General features: G+C 43.2%; 15 protein-coding genes. 2 read left to right on the top strand and 13 right to left on the bottom strand.

The window, feature by feature from the left end; all coding sequences use genetic code 11:
- Window positions 1–17: 17 nt before the first annotated feature.
- Entirely contained in the window at window positions 18–1,613 is a 1,596-nt protein-coding gene (locus BacF7301_RS12320) for a SusD/RagB family nutrient-binding outer membrane lipoprotein (RefSeq protein ID WP_167963190.1), read from the bottom strand.
- A gap of 15 nt (window positions 1,614–1,628) precedes the next feature.
- The gene (locus BacF7301_RS12315) at window positions 1,629–4,757 is read right to left on the bottom strand and encodes a SusC/RagA family TonB-linked outer membrane protein (RefSeq protein ID WP_167963189.1); all 3,129 of its coding nucleotides are present in this window, start codon (window positions 4,755–4,757) and stop codon (window positions 1,629–1,631) included.
- 108 nt (window positions 4,758–4,865) lie between these two features.
- Between BacF7301_RS12315 and BacF7301_RS12310 the strand changes: the two genes are divergently transcribed.
- Window positions 4,866–5,444: a uracil-DNA glycosylase family protein gene (locus BacF7301_RS12310; protein ID WP_167963187.1), complete on the top strand. Its 579-nt coding sequence runs from the start codon at window positions 4,866–4,868 to the stop codon at window positions 5,442–5,444.
- A gap of 150 nt (window positions 5,445–5,594) precedes the next feature.
- Here the strand turns inward: BacF7301_RS12310 and BacF7301_RS12305 are convergent, their stop codons facing one another.
- The 10 genes from BacF7301_RS12305 to BacF7301_RS12260 all read right to left on the bottom strand — a co-directional run bounded on the left by BacF7301_RS12305 (window position 5,595) and on the right by BacF7301_RS12260 (window position 20,582).
- Window positions 5,595–6,782, bottom strand: coding sequence for a zinc-dependent metalloprotease family protein (locus BacF7301_RS12305; RefSeq protein WP_167963185.1), 1,188 nt, complete (start codon window positions 6,780–6,782; stop codon window positions 5,595–5,597).
- 289 nt (window positions 6,783–7,071) lie between these two features.
- Complete coding sequence (locus tag BacF7301_RS12300; protein ID WP_167963183.1) at window positions 7,072–7,410, bottom strand: hypothetical protein; 339 nt, start codon at window positions 7,408–7,410, stop codon at window positions 7,072–7,074.
- On the bottom strand, window positions 7,397–8,428 hold the full coding sequence (locus BacF7301_RS12295) for a DUF5106 domain-containing protein (protein WP_167963181.1): 1,032 nt from the start codon (window positions 8,426–8,428) through the stop codon (window positions 7,397–7,399). The genes BacF7301_RS12300 and BacF7301_RS12295 overlap by 14 nt, the downstream gene beginning before the upstream one ends.
- Window positions 8,422–11,331 (bottom strand): hypothetical protein, encoded by a 2,910-nt coding sequence (locus tag BacF7301_RS12290; RefSeq protein WP_167963179.1) that lies wholly within the window; start codon window positions 11,329–11,331, stop codon window positions 8,422–8,424. Before BacF7301_RS12290 ends, BacF7301_RS12295 begins: the two co-directional genes overlap by 7 nt.
- A 42-nt stretch (window positions 11,332–11,373) precedes the next feature.
- On the bottom strand, window positions 11,374–11,937 hold the full coding sequence (locus tag BacF7301_RS12285) for a DUF3575 domain-containing protein (protein ID WP_167963177.1): 564 nt from the start codon (window positions 11,935–11,937) through the stop codon (window positions 11,374–11,376).
- A gap of 54 nt (window positions 11,938–11,991) precedes the next feature.
- Entirely contained in the window at window positions 11,992–12,408 is a 417-nt protein-coding gene (locus BacF7301_RS12280) for an Lcl C-terminal domain-containing protein (protein ID WP_167963175.1), read from the bottom strand.
- A 287-nt stretch (window positions 12,409–12,695) separates the two neighbouring features.
- A complete protein-coding gene (locus BacF7301_RS12275; protein ID WP_167963173.1) occupies window positions 12,696–14,894 on the bottom strand; it encodes a fimbrial protein in 2,199 nt (732 codons plus the stop codon).
- Between the two features lie 21 nt (window positions 14,895–14,915).
- The gene (locus tag BacF7301_RS12270; protein WP_167963171.1) at window positions 14,916–18,011 is read right to left on the bottom strand and encodes an Lcl C-terminal domain-containing protein; all 3,096 of its coding nucleotides are present in this window, start codon (window positions 18,009–18,011) and stop codon (window positions 14,916–14,918) included.
- A gap of 65 nt (window positions 18,012–18,076) precedes the next feature.
- Window positions 18,077–19,036 (bottom strand): FimB/Mfa2 family fimbrial subunit, encoded by a 960-nt coding sequence (locus BacF7301_RS12265; protein WP_167963169.1) that lies wholly within the window; start codon window positions 19,034–19,036, stop codon window positions 18,077–18,079.
- Window positions 19,037–19,175: 139 nt separating this feature from the next.
- Window positions 19,176–20,582, bottom strand: coding sequence for an Mfa1 family fimbria major subunit (locus tag BacF7301_RS12260; RefSeq protein ID WP_167963167.1), 1,407 nt, complete (start codon window positions 20,580–20,582; stop codon window positions 19,176–19,178).
- 297 nt (window positions 20,583–20,879) lie between these two features.
- On the opposite strand from BacF7301_RS12260, the gene BacF7301_RS12255 reads away from it, so the two are divergent.
- On the top strand, window positions 20,880–21,779 hold the full coding sequence (locus BacF7301_RS12255; protein WP_167963165.1) for a helix-turn-helix domain-containing protein: 900 nt from the start codon (window positions 20,880–20,882) through the stop codon (window positions 21,777–21,779).
- 203 nt (window positions 21,780–21,982) lie between these two features.
- Here BacF7301_RS12255 and BacF7301_RS12250 read toward each other — a convergent pair whose 3' ends face one another.
- Window positions 21,983–23,233 carry a site-specific integrase gene (locus BacF7301_RS12250; RefSeq protein WP_167963163.1) on the bottom strand — a complete coding sequence of 417 codons (1,251 nt, stop codon included), beginning with the start codon at window positions 23,231–23,233 and terminating at the stop codon, window positions 21,983–21,985.
- Between the last annotated feature and the right edge of the window lie 55 nt (window positions 23,234–23,288).

The following is a 23,288-nucleotide window of genomic DNA, read 5'->3' as shown; positions in this document are numbered from 1 at the left end:
TTACTTCCATAGATTTTTTATTCCAGGTTATTATTTCCTGTATCCCACCAAAGACGTGTGCCGCCATGGTCTTCTCCGTTCAGAGCTTCGACGAGAGCAAGATATTGCTCCGGGTCTTCCGTTTGCAGAGTACCGGGGAAGTTGAGACGACGTACCATGATTTCCGTATCTATGCATCCGTTTTTGCTGTGATTGAAGCGCACGGGAAACAGGCGGGGATAACCCGTCCGCCTTTGTTCAGCCCAGGCTTCACAGCCTTCGGGAAACATGGCAATCCATTTTTGAGTGATTATCTTTTCGAGTTTCGTTTCTTTATCGTCCTGCTGATTCCATTTGGGTGAGACTTTACAGCGGGCTTCGATGTTGTTTTCTTCGTCGTAGGTGTCTATAAAGTCAGTGGCAGTCAACTCACTTTGCAGATACTTTTCTACACCATCGACTCCCCACTGCCGGAAAGAGGTCATCACTCCGTTCCGATAGCAAGTCTCTTCATCTTCGTCCGTCCATCCACGCAAAGCGGCTTCGGCACGCAGGAACCAAATTTCCGATGCGGTCATCAGAGGGGCATCGGTAGATTGGGTGACAGAGAGTTTCGACAGTCCGGCATAATGGTTGTGGGCAAAGCAGGTTCCCTGACGGATTCCACGATATTCATTTTTAAATTTAACGTCCGTACAAGATTTGAAGTAGGCTTCCACACGAGGGTCATCGTAGCCCGTCAGAATAGACTCCATCGGGGCACTCATATAGGTTTCATTCCATACAAGATTGAGTTCACCCAATGGGTTGGTATATCCCGATTGGGTAGAAACCGCCACATTCTCCGTAACCGTCTCAAGAACACCGTAACCGTTTTTCTTTATTTTTTCTACCTCAGCCCGCGCCTTATCAGGAGCAACAGATGCAAGACGCATGGCAAGACGCAGACGCAGGGAATTGGCAAATTTCATCCAGGAAGAATAGTTGCCGTCCAACAGGATATCGAAACGGGCAAATTCATTGGCATCCGGCTTTTCTTCTATGTAGCCGCCAAGGGCAACAACAGCCGAGTCGAGTTCATTGAAGAATTCATAATAAACATCTTTCTGGGTGTCGGGGCGGTAATGGTTTGCCGCGTTCGCAAAATTCTTGTAGATGATAGGACCGTAATAATCCGTCACCCGATGCATTGCTTCCACCTTTAGTATTTTCGTAACGCCGAACAAGGCAGGTTGAGTGTTTCGTGTGGCATTCTCCGACTGGTATATTTGTGGAAAAACATACGAATACATATGTGTCCACATCGCACTGTTCCAGCCGTCCTGCATATTATAGTCGGAGTTGTGCGAACCGCCGAGCAACGGCTTGGCGTCATGCATATATCCGCTGAACATATCCGCATTCAGGTTCTGCGTCAACTGGAAAGGCCAGTTCTTGCCTTTCCCATAATCGTAGTTAAAATAAAGACCCTGCTGGATAATTCCCAGGCGGATTCCGTAACCGTTGTCATCAATAATCAGGTCATCATCCGTAATGCCGGACAAATCGGTATTATAGTCACGGAAGTTTCCGGTACATGCAACGGAAAGCAGCAATAAGCCTGTCAGGTATAGATGTATATATTTCTTCTTCATTCCTCTTTCCTACTTTTAAAATTCACATTTCACCGAGAAGCCCAAACTCCGGGTAGTGGGCATTCCGAATACTTCGATACCTTGATTGTCATTCCCCGTAGAAAGCACTAAATCCGGGTCAAAAGGAGCTTTCTTATACAAGAAACAAAGATTGCGGGCTACAAACGAAAGCTGTACGTCTTTCAGGACTTTTGTCTTCTGCATCCATTGCTTAGGGAGATTGTAGCTCAATGACACTTCACGCAACCGCAGGTTGGTGGCGTCGTACATATAGTATTCCGTCACTCCGGCGCGTCCGCCCGTCATCTTATAGAATCCCTTTACGTCGTCTATCTTCCGCCCCTCAAGCATGACATATCCCCTATCCCGCGCATCGGCCGTTACTTCCGAGACTCCGTAAAGGTCCATTTCCGCCTGTGTCTGCGAGAGTACTTCGCCGCCATAACGCCAGTCGAGCAGAAAGTAAAGGCTGAACCCCTTGTAAGTGAATGTATGGTTCCAGCCCATCATAAAGACAGGGTTCGCATTTCCCACTTTTATCGTATTGCCGTCTCCTTCCACTGACGGAAGTCCTTTATTGTCGCCTTCTGTTTCGTAGACAATATTTCCCTGGCCGTCACGTACAAAAGCCTTTCCGTAAATATCGCCGATAGAACCGCCTTTAATAAGTTTCATCGCATAGCTGGAAGAAAAACTGGTAGGTCCATACATCATCTCCTGCAAGTCATCATGCAATTTCACAATCTTATTCTTGTTGGAAGAGAAGTTCAGAGAAGTTTTCCAACTAAAGTCAGAGTTCAATACCGGAGTCGCGTTCAGTGTCACTTCCCATCCCCGGTTCTGGATATTTCCGGCATTCACATACCGGTACGCGTACACGTCTCCCGCCAGTGCAGGGAGTTTGAAGAACTGGTTATAGGTATTGGTGCGATAATAAGTCAGGTTAACTCCCAAGCGGTGCTGAAAGAATCTCCATTCCGTTCCGAATTCTATGGCATGCGTCATTTCCGGTTCCATTTCCCTAAAAGGAGCGGCATCATTCGCCTGTATCTCTCCACCGGCATTGACGTGCGAAGAGGGATTGGTGATATGTATCGGAATATCGTTGCCTACTTTACTGTAAGCACCGCGCAGCTTCGCGAAAGAAATCCATTCGGGCATCTTCACCCATTTGTCAAGCAACATGGAAAGACCGACGGAAGGATAAGCAAATCCGGATTTCTCATGCGTCGTATGCGAGAGAGTGGATGCCCAGTCATTACGGGCCGTCAAATCGAGGAACAGTTTCTCCTTATAGCCAATCTGCGCCGTACCAAAGAGCGATTGCAACTGACGGTGCATATCTATTTTCTGGTCGATACTGGCGGAACTGTTCATTACGATATTGGCGATATTAAACACATTGGCAAACTTCAAAGATGCATTCTTCGAGTCGTAGCGGGTAGAGTTTGTGATTCTGTCGTTTATACTGCCACCGATAGCCGCATCCAGTGTAAAGTCGCCCCAGGTTTTCTTGAACATGGCCATGACGTCACCATACATTTGCGTCTCCTGATAGTCCATCTCAAGATATCGCCCGTTCGCCCCACATAAAGCGGGAGCGGTGGAAGCATAGAATTTCTGGCGTAGCTTGTCGCTCCAGTAGTCCATATTGCCGCGAGCCTGAATCGTCAGCCAGTCATTCACCTTGAAACTGGCCGAGAGTGCAAGGATGACGCGTGTCCGTGTTTCCTTGCTCAGTATGCGGTTCACAATCCAATAAGGGTTCTGTTCGAAGTCTTCGGTAAATGTATGCCAGTTTTGCACCCCCAGTTTCCGGTCGGCGTCATAGGTTTCAAAGTTATCCTTATAAGATGACAAGTTTTCGCCGCGGGGAAAACGATAAAGCCCTACCAGCGGGTTCATATAAAAACCGCCTGAGACGGGTTTATTCTCCACCGTCTGCTTCATCACATTGATATTACCGTCCAGTTTCAAGCGCTTGTCGAACATGGAAGCCGTTTCCCGCAAATTGATATTGTGCTTCTTCAGTTTATTCTTGTCGATAATCCCCTTTCCGGTCGTATTGGCGTAAGAGAAGTAAGTCTGCAGGTTTTCATTTCCATAGCTGACGGATACGGAAGTGATGGACGTCAGTCCCGTACGGAAGAAATCGTTCAGGTTATCATGCTTTTCCAGGTTCGCCTTTTCGCCCCAACTGTCCGTCACGTCGCTCACCCCATAACGGTTCTGCATCTTAGGCAGGCTGAACGCTTTATCAAAGGTTAATCCCGTGGAGAAATGGATGCTCCTTTGCCCGGTAGTATTTCCTTTTTTAGTAGTGATAAGAATCACCCCGTTGGCTGCCATGCTTCCGTAGAGAGCAGCGGCTGGCGCGCCTTTCAGGATACTGATACTTTCCACATCTTCCGGATTCAGATTCGAGATACCGTCTCCCCCATCCCTGTTTCCGGCATTAGCTGTTCCGCCGATAGCTGAATAAGATTGTTCCGAAGAAGTATTGGACATCGGTACTCCGTCTATTACATACAGTGGTTGGTTATCTCCGAAAGCCGAACGGATACCACGAAGACTGATCTTAGCAGAACCACCCATACCGGATGAGTTTTTATTGACTTGCACCCCGGCAGCTTTTCCGGCAAGGGCGGTAATCATATTAATTTCTTTTACGCGGCTGAGTTCTTCTCCTTTTATTTTCTGTGCGGAATAAGCCAGTGTAGACTCATCCTTTTCAAGCCCCAGGGCGGTCACAATAACATGGTCAAGTTCGATGGTGCTTTCCCGAAGGAAGATTTCGAGCATGGTTCTGCCTGCCACCTTGACTTCGGTTGTCTCATAGCCAATAAAAGATATTTGTAAAACAGCGCTATCCGGCACGGACAAGAAGAAATTTCCGTCAATATCGGTCACGGTTCCGTTGGCTCCGCCTTTCTCACGTACAGTTGCACCGATAAGCGGTTCACCTTTGGTATCGACAACACGCCCCCTTACTGTCGTTTTATCAGCAGGGGTTTCTACTGTTTGTTTTAACACTTGTTGCTCTGAAGCATAACATTTTTCACTCAGGAAAAAGAACAGGCTTATTAAACAGCAACTAACAACTACTCTTACTCTCAATGATATTACGTTAAACCATGCATTCATTATGCTGCAAAAATAACTAATTATTTTAAATCTAGCATTTTTCCGCATTGATTTTGAGGGAAATAAATAGAATCATTATTTTTGCAAGAAATTAAATAACGCATAAAAATGGAAATCGAAAAACATCCGTTAGCACCGTTTCTCCCCGCGAAAGCACAACTACTCATGCTGGGGAGTTTTCCACCACAGAAGAAACGCTGGTCGATGGACTTCTATTACCCGAACCTGAACAATGACATGTGGCGGATTTTCGGTGTTTTATTCTTCAATGATAAGGAGCACTTTCTAAATTCGACACGAAAAGCGTTCGTTCGCGAACGGATTATAGACTTTTTGAACGAAAAAGGGATTGCACTGTTCGATACGGCTTCTTCTATTCGCAGATTGCAGGATAATGCTTCGGACAAGTTTCTGGAAGTGGTGGAAGCCACTGACGTGGCAGCATTGCTTCGTCAGCTTCCCGAATGTAAGGCAATCGTCACCACGGGACAGAAAGCTACGGATACGCTCCGGCAGCAGTTTGACGTGGAAGAGCCGAGAGTAGGCGATTACGCGGAGTTCGTTTTTGAAGGACGGGCTATGAGGTTATACCGTATGCCTTCTTCCTCACGGGCATATCCGCTGGCATTGGATAAGAAAGCGGCGGCTTATCGGATTATGTATCAGGATTTGCAGATACTGGAATAAATCCGAGCTTCTGCCATACATTATTTTCTAATCTAAAAAAATGAGAATGTGCCGAAAGCTTGCCGCTCCAGACACATCCTCTTATCCATGAACATAAATAAGTGTAAACCCATCTTCACAGACAGTTGGCACAAAGAAATATAGGATGTTTTAATGCAAATTATTCCATATTATATTACGATTCTGACTATTCCAGTGATAAGGGGCCAACTTTCCGGAATTAGGAGCCATCACATCGTCATTTAGCCAAAATTTCCACCAAGGAGTACCAGCCACATGATTCGCTCCTAAAATATGCCCTACCTCATGTGCCACAGTCCTGGCAAAGATCGGAGTCGTGGCGCATACACCATATGCCGAAGCATTATCATACCTTGAAAGCTTGTAGGTATTCGTATAAGCACATCCTGCCAGACTGCCGTAACTTCCCCAACGTACAAGACAAATTATATCATGTCCTGCCGACTCTTTTAATGGAAAGCCGGACGAACGGCAATAATTTCTGAAAGCAGAAAGACTTTCACGACCATTCCAACCGTTACTACTGGAGTATGAGGTACTGGAACGCCATATTCTGATATCAAGATCCGGACGAATATCTTTTAAGGAAGTAATCAAATCATTCAGTTGCCAGGTAAGTTCCCATTCAATCGGCCTGTTTCCCGCATCCCTTAGCACATGAATAGTGATCCTGTTGTATCTCGGCCACTGCGTGTAATATGCGCTGCGGGTCTGCACAGGGGCTTCCGTTTCTTCCGACTGCTCCACTGCGACAGGAGCACATTCCGACGACTCACCTTCGGAAAGCAATGTATGTGATAAGGCAGTTATATCAATTTTCAACGGGCCACCGGCAGCCGAACGTGTGAAGAGATTTGAAACAGAGCGAGTTTGAGGGAACGTTTCATTATAGTTCTCCACCGAACGTTCCAATTCCGACTGATCTGTCACCGCCACATAGCCCAATTCCGAGCCATTATGTTTGAATTTAATACTCGCATACGAATTTTCCAAAATAATACTCGTCGAATCTTCATCCGCACCTACATAAAAAACAGCGTCGTTCGCATCAAGTCCTGCAACTTCCACCCCTTCCACTTTTTTCAGGACAGCTATTTTTTTCACTATTTCTCCATCCGTCAATTGCAAATTACGGATTTCAGTTCCGCCTTTCAGCAGTTCCTGCACATCAGTATAAGAAAAGCTTTGCAGATTTAGCTCTCTTGTTTCCTGCGTAGTGGTAGAATCTCCTCCTTCCGGCATTTCTACATCCTCACGGCAAGAGAATAATAACAGCACTCCTGCCAAAAAAATAAAGTTTTTAACATTAAGTCTCATGATTAAAAAATTAAATTAATACTTTGGATACATAAGAATTATTACACTACAAAGTACGCCATTATTTTCCATCCGGAAGTTTTCAAAACTTCCATTTATTTTATCATTCTATAACGAAAGACTGCATTTTCCCTCGCAAGAGAAAATGCAGCCACACAAACAAAACAAACAATATAGGCTATCTTCACAGACGGCATGTCGATTAAAATAATCATTTCAAAATACTAAACAACTATAATGAGATTAGGGTCAAAACGTCTTTTTCTAAAGATTCAGCCAATTTATTTCATTATTCAAACATTTTCTTTTTATAAAGTTCAAAATCTCTTTTCAATGCCGAACGTACAGACTCCGGAATGGCGGCAGATGTCATCTCGGCATAATAGTCGGACACTGCAAGAGGATAGTCGGTATTCTCTAAAGCCAGTTCGAAAGGCAAAACAATCTTCAGAAGCTTTAACGGACATTCTTCAGAAGCAGTAACCATGAAAAGGCGTAGTTGAGGAAACAGTTGTTTGAGCATAAACGCAGACAACTCGTAAGCTACCAGTTTTTCCTCTTCCACATAAAGAAACATGCGTCCCGCATTTTCTTTTTCCTTTTCCTCTATTTCTTTATAATTCATCATTATTTATCATTTTAGATTGCTTCGTAAAATAATCTATCACATCCTGCACATTTACATCCTTCAAGAGCACACGCTTGTCGCTGTCCAACAAATACAAAGAAGGAAACGACCGCAAATCATACAATTCCTTATCCCTTATCCTCTGCTGTTCGTCAAAGCCGTTCAGCCAATGTACCGGGAGCATGGAAAGGTGGCGTTGCCAGCTATCCTTGTCATGTTCCACGCAAACCGTCAGGATTTTCATAGGAACTCTGACCACCACATCCGTAACCGTTGTCAAATCCCGGATAACGGAAGAGTTGACCATCCCGTCAATCGCATGCCGGCAGTTTTCACACTCCGGGTCGTAAAGCAACAATAAGGTAAAGTCCGACTTTATATCATAGAGGTTGCCTTTCTTTCCTCCCTTCAGTGTATATGAAAAATTTTCAGCCCGGCTACCTTTCCGGTTCTTCAACAACATTCGCATCCGGTATTCCGGTCGTATCTTCTCCATCGGCTGATATTTTCCGGAGTCCAGCATACCTTGCAAAACAGCTATATAATGTTCGTCATTACGCATCGGTGAATTCGGGTCATAGAGATAATGATCCAGCTTTTCATCAAACCACGCATATACCACACTGTCCTTTCGCATATCCTCCGCCAGTTGCCGGAGACAATTCCCGGCAGTCACTTCATCGGCTGCTTCCGACAACATGGACAAATAATTCACCAATGTCTGCTCGGCATATTCAGGCTCACTGATAGCCACCGTATCGGCAAAATCATAATTCTCCCAGAAATGTTTTATCAGATACTCTGTCTTTGCCTCTATTGTCACCAATGCCACCGGAATCTCCGGAGGAGTAAAACTCCACTTTTTCTCCTGCATCGAAGTATGCCTGCCCTCCGCCCCGGAAGCCCCTTTCAGGTTTCCCGCCGGAGCGGAAGAACATGCACAGACAATTGAATTAATTACGTATATCAACAAAACTACAAACATTATCCTGATTCCATACCTAAAATTTCTTACCATATTTCATCCTCCTTGAAAAGCCCGTATTTCTTAATCAGCGTGGACAATTCTGGATCGAGGTTACCCCTGAACTTCAATTGCTGGTTCAGCTCACATGCACGCAAATACCTCAACACTGCCTGCTTCTCACGTCCAAGACGATATTCGAGCACAGCCTGCAGATATCTTGACTCCGCAGTCTCTTTCTGCCCGTTCATAATGCGTAGAGCCGCCTTGTCATATCCCATGGACATATAGGCGATAGCCGTATTCATATCTTCATACGGACGCAGCACATCCAAGGCTTCCTGGTATTTTCGTTTTTTAAGCAGTTCCACACCCTGCATATACACACGGTCCAGTTCGCTGGTATACATAGTATCCTTTTGCATACCCCTCCGGTGAAGACTGAACTGGAAATCTACCGAACGCATTTCCGGATAAAGTTTCTCACGAATATAGTCATAGTCTTTCCGGTATTTGCGCCTGATTTGATATTCCCGCTCGTCAGGATTCTTCACCGACTGAATCAACGCCAGAATCTCATTCCGGTTCTGTACATTCTCATCATTAACAATAAGGGCAGACAATTTCTTCCAGTTTTCCGGCACCCATTTCACCTTAATCAGCTTCGGCAAATTCGGTAATTCCTCTTTAGCCTTACTGCTCACCATATTTCCCTGGTCGTCAATCATCATCGACATAGAGATATTGAGTGAATCATACAACGTCTTGAAATCATGTTCCACCACTTCACGAATGGATTGCGCACGGTCTTTCGAAAGTTGCTCGTTCATTTTCCAGTTACCCTCGGGCGAACTTCCCGAATGAAGCGTAAGACTGTCGATAATATAGACAGGGTCTGTCATCAATGCCTGCGTCAACTCCCTGACCCGCTTCAATTCCTGCTCGTTATCGCCCAGCCGGCGGTCTAACTTGACTTTTCCGGTAGGAAAGACAAAGTTCACCTGTGCCGATGCTTCCGCATCTCGGGTTACCACACGGCGGATATACCTCGGACGTTCATCTACAAACTTGGTCATGGAAGACACAAAATAAGTAAGTGTATCCGATGTAGGCAACTTATATTTATTGCCCGAATGGTCTACTACATTCCCTTTCAGGAACACCTTCATGCGCGAAGTATTCTCATCCGCGGCTATTTTCTCCGAATAGAGGAAAAAGACCTTGTCGGCAGAATAAATCACCGTATCGAGCTTCGCGTCCGGATTATAAGGGAAACGTACCAAATCCCTGAATTTTTCATCTTTCTGCGCTTTTCGAGCTTCGTTGCGGGCAATCTTCCGCGTATCGTAGAATCTCTTCACTATTTCAGTAGTGTCCAAAGAATTTATACGTGTTATCTCTGTGCCTATCACAGACTGTTTCTTCAACACACGTTTTTTATAGTTGTCCACTCTCTCCTTTACCACATCATGGTCATAATGTTTGATACGATCCGTCTTCTTCTCATACCATCGCCGGAAATCTTCGTAAATCGCCGCCGAATCATACTGTGCCTCTTCAAAACGTTTTCGGATACGGGCTGCGGGCTGTACATAAAATACCGAATCCGGCAATTCACGGCTTATTTTTCTCTGCGGAAGAATGGCAAGCAACCGTTCCCCGAAAGAAGAACGATATACCGTATCGGCAGGGTCAGCTTCCCTTCTATGGCGTGAAGCCAGATAAGTAGAATCGTCCATCGGGCGTTCATAACTGAACATCGGAAGAAAATCGCGCACTTTTTCATACTTCATCGTATATTTTTGAAGCAATTCGTCCCGGTTCAGATAATTGCTTGTATCCTTTCCGGACACAAACGCCCTGATTGCACTGAGCGACTGTCCTCCCTCCTTCTTCGCAGCCTTCTCACGGAACTTGTAATAAAGCTTCTTTTTGTTCTCCTGCATCTTCCTGTTGAAAAACAAAAAACGTTCGTACAGTTCTTCCGGCATACCTGTTTCCTGCATACTCTCCGCCAAAGTTTTTTCCTTGAAGCGTACACGGTTCTTCTCATCGGCCGACTCAAGCAAATTATTGAAACGATTCTTCTTCATGTTGAACAAGCGAAACCTGGGCCGTATAAACGGATTGACATACCGCACCGTATCATTAATAGCCTCCAATGCCTTTCCGTATTCTTCACGACTCCGTTCCAACTCTTTTTCTGCTTTCACCACACTGTGGACTTTAAGCAGTGAATCTCTCCTGAACGCACGTTTTTCCGACTCCTGATAACGAATCCATAACGGATGCGGACGTTTCGCCCTCGCCCCGAGATGCGCCCATATTCTTTCCAAACCCTGCTTGTGATAATACAACCTGTCAAGATAACGCTCGAAAGAATGATAATCGACAAAGGTCCGGTAGAAATTCACCGAATCGGGAATAATCCCTTCCAGAAAACGGTCATAACGCTGGTAATCCCTCTCCTGCCGCTGGCGGAATTCAGGGCCGGTGAAGCGCAATTCGCGCAACGAATCCTCTTCTACCCCTCCTTTCGATAGAATAGGGAATACGTCGACCATCCAATTCTCTTTCTGAAGTTCCACCGGAACGGTCACTATAAATTCTACATTGATTTTTCCATCGCGTTCGGCTGTATTTCTTGACGATGTGGCAGCAATCACCACCTCATCAAGAGCTACACTAGTCATCGTTTCCTTATTGATACTGTCCCATTCTGCCGTGACATTGAGCGGCACTTCCGAACCGTCCGCCTTTGTGAAAACAAATTCCTGAGGTTCGTTCTGTACGCTGTCCGGCGGCAGTTCATGCTTTGGGGCTTCTACTACCCGCGCAAGCGGCAGTGACAGCGATACAGTCGGGCGCTTCTCCTGAAGTGATTTAAATCCGGAAGAACATCCGCCCACCAGCAGTCCACAGAAAAACCACGGCAATAAATATCTCTTTTTATACATTCTATTTTCTTACTACTTTCAGATACACATCGAATTTTCCTTTTAGAACAAGTATGCCACGTTCAGTGCCAGTTTCGGTGCAGGACGCAGGTAAGTTCCCTGACTCTTATAGTCTCCGCAACAGCCGCCCTCGTACTGTTTACGGTTCACCATAACTGCCCCTATCCCGGCTTCCGCTTCCAGATTCCATCTCTTGCCGATGAGCCATGCATGCCCGTAGGAGACTCCCAGACCGAAACCAGTCCCGTCAAAACGGTTCTTCTTCCACCCCATATTGTAACGGGTGGCGATGGCATAGGCTCCGATAAAACGTCCCACATAACTTTGCCACAACCAGTAGCGTGCGCCGGGCTCTACCAGCCAGTGTTTGATTTTCTTATTTTCAGGAAGCGTCCAAGGGTTGCATGCCACTTGCAGGTGCAGCGTCCAACGGGGCTTTATCAGCATGCTGCCCTCGATGTTAACCGTTCCCATAGCCCACTCCAATGTATTGGTTTGCACAGAATAGAATTGAGCCTTACCCTGCCGGGGGCAGAACAGGAAAAGAAAGAAAAAGAATAGGAAAATACATCCTGTTTTCTCTATGTGTTTGAAAGTCATTTTCATTATTACAGATCTTTTATTTTAATGTTGATAATTAGCAGTATCCGTCTATCAGTTCTATTCAATATCACGGATGCAACGGACACGCCCACCTGTGGTCTTAGCGTAATGGAATGTTATAGTCGGCATAAATCCGGGATACCACATAAAATAATATGCTTCGTCTACATTACCCTCATAAGTTGTGGAAGTTACATAATAAAAAGTAGCCTTTTTATCATTTTGGATTGAGGGATATGTAAAATCGGTTATAGAAGGAAGTGTATTGTATCCCGTCAAATAAAGAGCCATCAATATATATTCATTAATCGTAGGAACTCTCCACTGACCTTTGTCACTCTGATCCGAGTTCTCATAATATGCGAAGCAACCATTCTGATTTGTAGTATCGGACAGTGGCCTCATTGGCTTTCCCGGCCTGCCGTCATAAGGGCTTTCGAAACCGGATGATACGTAGAAATTTTGATTATACATCAGATGATCACGCTTTGCTATCTGATATTTTCCCGAGACCAAGATATTAGCAGGGGCCCCAACTCCTTGATGATATACGGTTCTCACACTGTTATCCTCCATTTTATATTTTTTCACAAAGTTATTCTGAACAACTAAATCTGATCGGACTCCAAAAGATTCGATATAAACTTTACCGTTTTCTATCAGCATACGTTGCGCATGGGTAGAGAGTACAGGCAAAGAAAAGAAAAAAAGCAATATTATATATCTCATATCTATTTTATAACTTATTGTAATAAACACATCTATAAATCACGCACACAACGTATACTATTTTTCATTGTAGCCGCATCGGAAAAAGACGCACAAAAAAAACGATAACCGCCCGAATAATTAATAGTATTCATCATATAAGCGCCTTGAGTCGTGACAGGCTTGCCATACATATCCTCAAAAGTATTAAAGCAACAGGAAGATGACCAATAAGAGGAACCTAAATTCTCTGTCAATACCTGATAAAACATGATTCCCATTCCTTGCCTGATGCCGGGCAAATACCATAATACTTCATCATCGTCGATCTTCCCATTACCATTCTGATCCCTATTTTTATTCAGACAATAAAGCGCTGCCGGGGAGTTGTATGTATTAGCCAGCAGAATTGTAGACTTCTTCCCGCTTTCAAAGACAGCATTTAAAGCTGACTTTTCTGTATCAGTAGCAGGATACTTGTCTTGAGGAAAAAGAGAGAGAGGCTCCTTATTTTCTTCATATCCTTCTATAACCAGCTGATGTGAAAATTGTAATATATTAGAGCCTGTTTGCATTGCACCGCCAAAAAAGCCCAACGTATATTTTTTTATGCCCTCTTGGCGGAGAATATATTTCTCCGGCACACCACCAGTTTTAGAGACAGTCTGAAAATAAACCTCACGATAATCTGCATTCATATTCTCATCAATATGCACATATGCCTTGAATCCGGAGCCCGACAATAAATCTTTGCCTATTACCGTATGTATATCAAATGGGGTATATACAGCTTCTGTCGAGAAATTCACCCACCACGGACTGATATCTCCCGAAGAAGAAATAAATTTGATATCTGTAATGTCGGAAATTTCCAACGACTGCGGATGTATATCGGCAGAGGGTCTTTTGATAATTTCAATCGTCTTATGATAAGAACCGAGAGAGATATGAATGCCTTTCGGATTCGAATCTGAATGTTCCAAATGAGAATAGGAAGAAGTAATTTTCACATTGAAAGTTTTCACAGTGTCCTGTCCAACAAATACATCAGTACCCAGCAAAACCAGTCCGTCATCCACCGTGACACTCCCCTGGGGAGTCGTTGTCAATGGATAATTAGTCCTCATTGTTGCCGTAGAAAGTTGTTCCAAGCTGTCTGCATATATTATAAACCGCTCATAATCAAGCGAAAAAAAATTACCACCAATAAGGGTTACGTTTGAATAATTATTCAGTTCTGTCACATTATAGTCCACATTAGAGGGCGGACTGGCAATTGCCGTATCCAAGTTTTTATACCCGTTGATATTTACCTTATTGATCTTGATAAGATAATGATGGTTCCGCTGCAACGACAAACCATTGTCAGGACTAGACAGATCAGTACTGATAAGAAGACGGTAAAACGAAGATTCTGCCAGTCCGTCATATTCTGCTTCTACAACTACAGATACAGGCTGATTATCAGCTCCTCCGACAAACGTGGGGTAGGCGTAAAGCAGACTATCCACGACAGAATACCCCATCCTGCCCGATCCTTTACCATCAGCAGCAGAGGCCGGCATAAGAATGTTCCCCGTTTGTGCCCCATTACATATGGTCAAGCCCTTAATTTTAAATTTAGAGGCAGGCAAAGGGGTGGATACTGAAATTTTAGACAATAAGCGCACTAATTGCACACTGATAGCATCAGCCGATGTCAGTCCGCTATCAAATCTTACCACACCGGACATCGGGACAGGAATTCCGGGAAGAGCATCACCGGTCACAAAACCTTTATCATCAGGTGAGACTGATGCTGTAGTAAGCATCGAACGAATATCCGTAAGGGAGTATTTATACCCGCCACCCGTTTCTTTAAGGTCAGTGTCCGACACAGGAAGAGTAGACAGGTATTTTCCGGCATTCGCCACCACATAGACCAAACGAGAACTTCCCGATGACAAAGGCAACTCTACAGTGGCAGCCGTACCATCAACAGACCGGTGCGCCACAAGCTTCACTCCACCTTCATTCGTATCACCCGCACTATTATCAAACAACAACACATTCAGCTTTTCTATCGAAGCATCTCCGCTTCCTCCTGTCCGTGTTTGTACGATTTGAGCATCAGGTATTGTAACCACAAGAGGAATACTGGCCTTACCTTCCATCCTGACAGGTGACGTCCCTGAAAAAGTATCGTCCGTACACGCAGATGCCAATATGGATAAGGTTGCGCCAAATACTGCTAATCTGATATTCTTTATCATAACCCTATTTATTTTTATGTATTATTTTACCTTCAATTTAATAATTTTATAAGTTCTTGATCGTGTACTTTTACCGCCTTCAGTATGTACCAATAAATTACTCTCACTTCCACTCGCTGCGTCTGCAGAACAAGTAATTATAATGCGGCTAGTAGTAGTAGTAGTAGTAGTAGTAGTAGTAGTAAATGCTGAATCCCTCCCGGATACCGGCAGAACCGATGTCGCAATTTTTCCGGTACTCGTATAATAAATGACTTCAGCAGTTTCACCTTTTGAAAGCGTAATAGACTGGTTTGATAAAGATAATATATCCGCATTCAAACGACGTTCACAACGTACTCTGTATTTACTAGTTTTTAATGGATAACTAACAGCTCCAGTAAAGAAATTCATGACCCCATGCTGTGAGAGTTTATAACTTGTTGCCTCCCTCGTAGACCAAAAGCTGACATTGGTACCAATATCCCCACTTATAAAATTAAGGCCGTCACCGTAGACCTTATTCAAAAATTGATAAGTACTCATAGCGGAAAGTCCCCAACGCGCTGCATTTGCAGAATACGCACCGCCAATAGTCAAAACTGAAGGAGCAATAAACCAGTTCCCTTTTCCCGTTGTATAGTCAGTGGGGGAGCCTTCATAATAGTTGGCACATCCTGAATCAAACCTGTCAGGAACAGGCATATTGATAGCCACATCAGTAAGTACCTGCGATTTATTAAATATCTTATCCTGGATATAATCATATCCGGAATAAACTGAACTTATTCCCATTGCATCTATTAATGACAGATCCTGACTCAGATTTTGGGTCGCTAACGGACTTACAACGGAAATTGGCACAGTTTTAGACAGATTGCCGGAGCGGAATACTAAAGAATACTTATGTTTCCTCATCTCAGACATCATAGGGCCTTGCATATCACCCAAAGAGGTCATATACTCAGACGCAGCTTTTACTGTCGAATGAAGACAGAAGTATGCTTTCTTCATTCCCACATAATCTTTATTAGGGAATGCAATCTGGGGCTCCGATGTTCCAAATAAAACATCTTCAGATGCAGCGGAAAATCCTATAAATGGCATTCCTGTCCCCATATTAGAAATATCCTGTCCATTCTCATCCAAAAGCGAAATGGAAACCTCACCGTCCGATTCATAATAAATAGGTACTATACCGGGCACTTGACGATAAGTCATAGGAGCTATCTCATATGTATTATGAGAAACATTCAGATATGAAGCACCACCCGATGTATCAGAATTGTCTATATCACGGACACAGCGGACAGCATAGTTTATACTCTTCGTCATAGCTTCGAAGTACGGATATGCAGGCCACCCGAAATATGCAAACCCCTCAGAAGTTTCGGTAGACGACCATAAACGTTCTGATCCGACAAACTTTATCTGATCATATCCCATAGATGGAAGCTCCTCCAAAGAGTTTATCAAAGATACCAATCTTTTTATTTCTCCGCTATAGGGCAGTCTCCAACATCCTCTTCCTTTCTGCCGGTCGTCTTTAGAAACTTCCCAATAATCAGCACAACCTGTATATGTATTAGGGAGAGCACCCTTCATTAGAGTTTGATTAGGATTTACCCCTTTTAGAGTAGAATTCACTCCGGTATAAGGATTTGTATATCCCATCGCTGTCCTCCAATCCATTTTCGCAGCAGAATTTATATCAGTGATAGGCGTAACACTGCCATAATCATAATTAACACCACTGCTTCTCAAGAAAAATTTGGAAATAGGATTAAATACTCCGAGCGTTATTTCTTTTTTTATTTTGGCATTTCCATCTTTAGCAGTGACAATCGCTTTTCCTGTTATGGGAGCACCGCTTGAAGTAGTAATACGCTTTACTCCTTCAACTTGATGAATAAAATAAATCTTACCAGGGTCATTCGCATTTATCACAGCCGTGAAACGATTGTCCGGATTGTCCACAATATCTATCTCAATACTATCTCTCGGCACAGAACTTGTATAATAGACAGGAGTTCCTCCTGAAATCGCACTTACCATCACATCCGTCCTGTCCACATTAAGAAACGGCGTATTGATATTCCCGTTAATATCCACCACTGTCCATTCAACGACATTAGTTGTCAGTCCTATCTCTGTCCGTTCGGCACCTTTCAACTTGCAGGTCAGCGTGTAATGTTTATTTCTTGTGACACTAAGTCCTTCCACCCCTACTAATGCAGCCGGTGTGTCCGCATTCTTAAAATCTTCGTAAGTGATACCCTTTCCGAACCAGTCGCCTATATATACAGGAAAAGTTAAAGGTTCGTCTTCTTTACCTGCCGTATGAGCATGAATATACAAACAGGTGGAGTTGGATTTGTGAGCCTCATTGACCAGATATTCGGAAAGATAGAATTCTATCGGTTGATACGTGGTCAGTCCGTCCGTTGTTCCGGTTGCAGTTAAGCTTGTTGCTTTATCCGCGTCCGATGATACATAGGTATTCCCGGAAAATGCGGCAGGCAACAAAGGTGAATATGAGGCACGATTACCGACAGTGATCTCGTCAATGACAAGCTCATCCCCACCGAGCGACTGATATTGCAAATTGACGGTCAATCTTGCCACAAGTCTTTTCAGATTATTTCCCACCGTTATCGTATTCCCGGCATTATCCTGGACACCGCTTGCACTTATGCTGACATTAAGATAACTGCCTACCATGATGTGCGGCAATTTCTTTACCGCCTCCCAGGCAGCTATTTTTTCCTTTAGCTGGCTTTCGGACGATATTTCATCCAATTTGAGGCTGTCCGGAGCGTTGGCAACGACGTATACGTTACTTTTCCCGACAGGGATTTGTATACGGGCACCGGTCGGAGTGATGTCTGAATTCACTTGAAGAACTCCGGAAATTCCCGCTCCTCCCGCCTCGAAAGCAATAAAACGGGCAGAAGTTACTTCACTGTCGCTCCCGGCATCTGCTTTGGGAAGCCGCACGTCGAGCGTAGCCATCCTGACAGAGCCTCTTGTGTTTTCGGAAAAGTAGTCGTCCGTACACGACATCCCCATACCACAAATCACGATCAAAAGAAGTATGCCGCACAACATACGATTGTAAATAGAGTATATTCTTATCATAATGCTATAACTTATCTTTATATTATATTCGTTTCACTTTTATGGATAATGAATGTTTTATCCCGTCATCCTATAGTCCCTCCCTGTCCGTCGTCGGCATCCACTGAATTCCATTCGTTCACCGTAATTCCAATCAGTGTATAGGAGTAATCAAACTTCAGGTTCAACTGAAACTCAGAGTCAATATCGAAGTCCAATTTCGGATTGTTCATCAACAAGTCACTCAGACTCGCGCTATAGAGTTCTCTTTTACTTCCGTCATCTTCCGTATGAAGAAGAACGATACGGGTATCATCTTCCCTGGAGAGACGCATGAGCGAAAATGCGGCCGTCAATCTTTTCCCCGACTGGGAATACTGCGGGAGATATGTTAACGTGGGAGCCAGCTCCCAACGAGAATTGTCAAATTTATAATCACCGTTGCTTCCGGTGACGAGTAGAGTGAAGCGTGTCCCGGGAGCTGGGTCAATAGCCCGCATGCCTGTGGAAGTTGCGGATATCGGCAGACCTTCCAGATTCACTTCAATATGGTTCACATTGTGGTAGAAGTCCATTTCCATACGTTGCATGCCAATATTTTTCATATTGAGGTCTCCCATTATAGCATGATAGAGAGGTTGCGGACTGTCGGTCACAATATTATCCGCATCACGGCGGAGACTAAGTATGGCTTCATCCATCGTAGTAACACCCGGCTGAAGCAAAGAGTACGAGAATTGCTCGGAGATATTTCCCCATGCGACAAGTGTATATATGCCTTTTTCCAACTTAAGGTGTAGTTCTTTGCCACTAGACGGATCATGCTTCCATTGTCCAACAAAAGTTCCTCCGGCATCGAAAGCAAACACGTCTATCGTATTTATTACTTCACGAAGTTTGTCGGTTTGTTCAGGGTTGTGGGTGTACTTAAACTGCAGGTACAATCCACAGTCCGAATAATCTTCTTTCATGCATCCGTAAAAAACGAGCACGAATCCTGCAAGGGCAAGGAAAGGAAAAATAGATTGAAGTCTGATACGCGTCATTAGATTGATTCTTTGTTGTTTTAACTTAGATAAAAGTGAGAGGGAAGAAGGGGAATTTGAATAGAATGAAAAACTCGCCCTTCTCACTCCTCCCAGCTATTTAAGGATAAGACTTTTAAGCCTTATAGTATGAGCATTATTAGTTAATATCAGTACCTTGGCTCACTTCAGTCCACGGAGCTACAGTAACTGTTACGTCAAGATAAGTTTTCTGGTCGATAGGCGTACTCGGATCACCTTCAGCACCATTGGTTCCGTCAGGAGTATTGAAGCCCGGACCAGTTACAGAATTAACAGTAACCGTATAAGAGTTGTTACGTTTCACACCGAACACTGTAGCTCCTGCTTCTCCCTCACCAAGATTGATTCTATAATAAGAACCCGTTGTATATTCGTTATATTTAACATCAGAAGCAGTAATTCGCTTATCTGCAGTCACTGCAGCATTATAAGCATTGATCGCATCATTAAGAATATCACGGTTCAAGAAAAACTCCCCTGTCGGAATCACAGCGGCATTAGGACTTTCAGTTACATAGCAATATTCGTCACAATCCGCTTCTGTAGGAGTGCCTCCATATTCAAATTTCAAATTCTGAGTAGCGACATCAAATGCTCCACTCCGGATAATACGTGCAGGAATATAAACTCCTTTAAGAATAAAATGGGTAGCAGCACCTTTCAAGAAAGAAGGAGAAGTATTCTCTGTCAGGTAATAATATTGATTAAGTTGATTTACTGTATTTTCAGTACTACCCGTATAAAACGTCTCTTTAGCCATAAAGTCATTCGCAGTAATTCCACTCCCCCATGTCTTTTCATACAAAGGCGATTTCACGACACTCCCTACAGCATGCTGCACAAGATAAGTAACCTTAGCAATATTATTTGCCGTAAAGCCGGATGCTTTAAACTTATCATCTACTCCAGATTTCAAAACAAGTTTTGCTCTGGACAGCATTCTCAGCATCTTCAAATCAATATGATTCGACGTTGGCGCATCAGTTTGCTCAACACCATTAGCCACATCTTTGGCAAGACCATCATCTATGTTCGACATCGGTACATTAGTAGCAGTCTGCCCTAAGGATGTCCCAGCTTCGTCTGTCACTAGCGCCAACATCTCATCTACCGTCGATACCTTAGGTTGTAAAGCTTCAATTTTAGCGCTTCCACTTTCATTTTTCAGATTAGCAAACGCATAAATACGCTTCTTACCGGAAGTCACAAGAAAAGTACCGTTAGCTGTCCCCGATGTAGGAGTCATTGTAAACTTATTCTCAAGTACTTTCGTCTGATAATTAAAAATCAGCAATGTCACATCACCGGTAATTTGGTCATCACCCGTTTCCGGAGCTGTAGCGGCACGACTATTTTTCACTTCGCCCGACTTAACAGTAAACGATGCATAAGTTGGTTCACCCTCTACAATCGTCGGTTCAGCAGCGCCTCCCCCCGTTCCAGTCACTAAATTGTCATCGTTTGAGCAGGCCGCAAACAATAAAGCTGCTACTCCCATTGAAAAAATAAACTTTTTGTTTCTCATTACACTTAAAATTTTAATTAATAAAAATGATAATACTATGTGTCTAATTAATACCGATTAATTCTTTTCAATTTGCATCTCTATTACGGAATAGAGATAATATGTAACAAAAGCCATCCTTAACTATTATTTTTCAGCAAGTTGCGAATTGAAAGATGCTACTAATCTTGTTCCATCGAATCTATAATAACCGATGGAAAAAAGGGAAAAAAATAAAGTATTGCAATTCAGCAACTTGCTGGCATAATAGTGAAACAATGGTGAAACACAAACTTGATAACATTAATAAGAAGCATTATGAATGACAAAAAACTAGTGGAAGAAGCGCCAGTTAAATTACTTTATTTTGAAGAACATGTCACATGTCGAAATTACATTGTTCATGTGGAAACCGGATTCAAAATATTAAGATTTTCTTCCGAATCTGAAAGACTACAAGAGGACATAGCAAAAAAGAATTATCTCCTGTTTTTTTTGGAAGGAGAATTTCAAGTTACGAATAATCAATATGAACGCACTTTTAAGTCCGGAGAAATGATACTTATCCCGCGTTCATCTTTTCTAAAGATTATACCTTCCTCTGAAGCACAACTGCTTTGCCTTTTTTTCGATCAACCTATTTCCAATTGTGACAAGTTACTGCTCCAGACCCTGTCTAAAAGGGCTAAAGATATGGAATATAATTTCACCTCACTTCCTATTATATGTCCGTTAGATAAATATTTGGAGCTACTTGTGTTATGTCTCAACAGTGGATTGAGTTGTGTTCATTTTCATGAGACAATGCAACGTGAGCTTTTTCTTCTTCTGTGCGGTTTTTATACAAAAGAACAAATCTCTATGTTGTTTTTTCCTATAATAGGAAAAAAACTGAACTTTAAAGATTTTGTCACAGAGAATAGTTCAAAGGTGCATCATGTATCGGAATTACTTGCATTGTCGAATATGGGAAAAAGTCAGTTTTATAACAAATTTAAAGAAGAATTTGGGATCCCAGCAAAACAGTGGATGCTGCAACAATTGAATAATCGGATATTTGGTATGCTTACTGACCCTGAAATATGCATAAAGGATATGGTGGCAGATTTGGGGTTTAGTTCCCAGGCACAATTTACCGTATATTGCAAAAAACATTTTGGATATACGCCCAAGCAACTGATAGACACTTTTCAAGGAGAGAATAAGCTATTTGGATAGCAATCACAATAAATCGGAGTGTTTAGACAAATTTATAAAAGATGTGGAAAGATTGATAATGAGTATTGTGAAAAAATAGGCTTACTTTGCACCCGGATTTAAATTCTATAACACAAAAAACGCATATTATCTCTATTCCGTAATAGAGCAACGCGACAAAGGTACATAAAAAAAATAAATATGCTAAATTCTGATAATATTTATTAGCCTGTAAGGTCATTTTTAGCAATAGACAGATTGGTTATGACCAAATTTACCTGATTAAGCACCTTCGAATCGAGCTCTTTCAAATACACCCTGGTCATCTCTTCGGAAGTATGCCCCAAACCAGCGCTGATAACGGAGATAGGCGCTCCATAGTCATGAGCCAGAGTCGCCCAGGTATGGCGCGCAGTATATGTAGTAATTCTTTTCTGTATGCCAAGTGAAAGTTCGATCTTTTGCAAATGTCGGTTGATATTAGTTAACGCCAAACGATACTGATGGTATACAGATTGCGGATTATTAACATCTATAATAGGAAAAATATATTCTCCATTACCCGCATATTTCTTCATCAGCTGATTCATCTGCGGCGTGATAACGATTTGGATCAGTTGTTTCGACTTATGCCGGTTGTAAATTATCGTTTCGCCAACGATGTTTCCTTTTTTCAAGAATACAACATCTACAAACGACATCCCCTGTGCATAGAAACTAAAAAGATAAAGATCGCGCGACAGTTCCATCTTATAGTTTCCTTCAAGAGACAAATTCGCAATAGCCTCCATGTCCTCACGTGAAATAGCGCGTTTGACGGTTTTAGCCGGACGCGTCGATACTTTGACAAACGGATATTCCTTATCTGTACGCAACCCGTCGACAATCGCCTGATTGTAGAGCGTACGCAGATTGCGCAGATAATAACACACCGTATTCGCCCTTATTCCCTGTTGAGTAAGAAATTCGATATACCCCTGCACGAAGCGATAATCGACTTTCTCCATATCTATATCTACATTATACACATACTTCGCCAAAGACGACCGTGTACTCCGATAGGCAGCCGCCATCCCCTCTTTACCCTTCATCCGCTTAGTTTCAACCTGGCCGTCGATATATTCCAGCAATTGAAACTGGCGCACACCTTCTTTTTTTTCTTCTTCTTTCGGACGAAGCAAATCATCCACACTAAAAGGCAGACCTGTCAACTCCAATTGCCGGACACGCCCCCAAATGTTTTTTTTCATTTGCTCCACTTCCTTATTGATTATCGAAACCTTCGAAGCTGTTAACCCCGAGCCTGCATCCGGCAAAACTTTCCCCACCGATTCGTCAAACTCATCTTCGCACACCCGGTATCCCGTGTACAGCAATTTTTTCCGACGGCAATGTATCACTCTAAACACAAGAGGATAGCGCCCGTCTTTCAGTCTCCTGTTCTTGTTTAGCATTAACCTGATTGATGTCCTCATTTCTTTTAATTTTTAATTAATAATCATACATATTTCCCAACCTACTAATAAATGG

Origin of the sequence: Bacteroides faecium (assembly GCF_012113595.1) — a bacterium.
Classification (GTDB): Bacteria; Bacteroidota; Bacteroidia; order Bacteroidales; family Bacteroidaceae; genus Bacteroides; species Bacteroides faecium.
This window is presented reverse-complemented; position numbering and strand designations above follow the sequence as displayed.

Excerpts from the sequence above, each read along its gene's own strand:
- BacF7301_RS12250 (WP_167963163.1), bottom strand. The coding sequence starts at position 23,233 with ATGAGGACATCAATCAGGTTAATGCTAAACAAGAACAGGAGACTGAAA.
- BacF7301_RS12320 (WP_167963190.1), bottom strand. The coding sequence starts at position 1,613 with ATGAAGAAGAAATATATACATCTATACCTGACAGGCTTATTGCTGCTT.
- BacF7301_RS12285 (WP_167963177.1), bottom strand. The coding sequence starts at position 11,937 with ATGAAAATGACTTTCAAACACATAGAGAAAACAGGATGTATTTTCCTA.
- BacF7301_RS12280 (WP_167963175.1), bottom strand. The coding sequence starts at position 12,408 with ATGTATAATCAAAATTTCTACGTATCATCCGGTTTCGAAAGCCCTTAT.
- BacF7301_RS12315 (WP_167963189.1), bottom strand. The coding sequence starts at position 4,757 with ATGAATGCATGGTTTAACGTAATATCATTGAGAGTAAGAGTAGTTGTT.
- BacF7301_RS12295 (WP_167963181.1), bottom strand. The coding sequence starts at position 8,428 with ATGGTAAGAAATTTTAGGTATGGAATCAGGATAATGTTTGTAGTTTTG.
- BacF7301_RS12290 (WP_167963179.1), bottom strand. The coding sequence starts at position 11,331 with ATGTATAAAAAGAGATATTTATTGCCGTGGTTTTTCTGTGGACTGCTG.
- BacF7301_RS12275 (WP_167963173.1), bottom strand. The coding sequence starts at position 14,894 with ATGATAAAGAATATCAGATTAGCAGTATTTGGCGCAACCTTATCCATA.
- BacF7301_RS12260 (WP_167963167.1), bottom strand. The coding sequence starts at position 20,582 with ATGAGAAACAAAAAGTTTATTTTTTCAATGGGAGTAGCAGCTTTATTG.
- BacF7301_RS12265 (WP_167963169.1), bottom strand. The coding sequence starts at position 19,036 with ATGACGCGTATCAGACTTCAATCTATTTTTCCTTTCCTTGCCCTTGCA.
- BacF7301_RS12300 (WP_167963183.1), bottom strand. The coding sequence starts at position 7,410 with ATGATGAATTATAAAGAAATAGAGGAAAAGGAAAAAGAAAATGCGGGA.
- BacF7301_RS12310 (WP_167963187.1), top strand. The coding sequence starts at position 4,866 with ATGGAAATCGAAAAACATCCGTTAGCACCGTTTCTCCCCGCGAAAGCA.
- BacF7301_RS12270 (WP_167963171.1), bottom strand. The coding sequence starts at position 18,011 with ATGATAAGAATATACTCTATTTACAATCGTATGTTGTGCGGCATACTT.
- BacF7301_RS12305 (WP_167963185.1), bottom strand. The coding sequence starts at position 6,782 with ATGAGACTTAATGTTAAAAACTTTATTTTTTTGGCAGGAGTGCTGTTA.
- BacF7301_RS12255 (WP_167963165.1), top strand. The coding sequence starts at position 20,880 with ATGAATGACAAAAAACTAGTGGAAGAAGCGCCAGTTAAATTACTTTAT.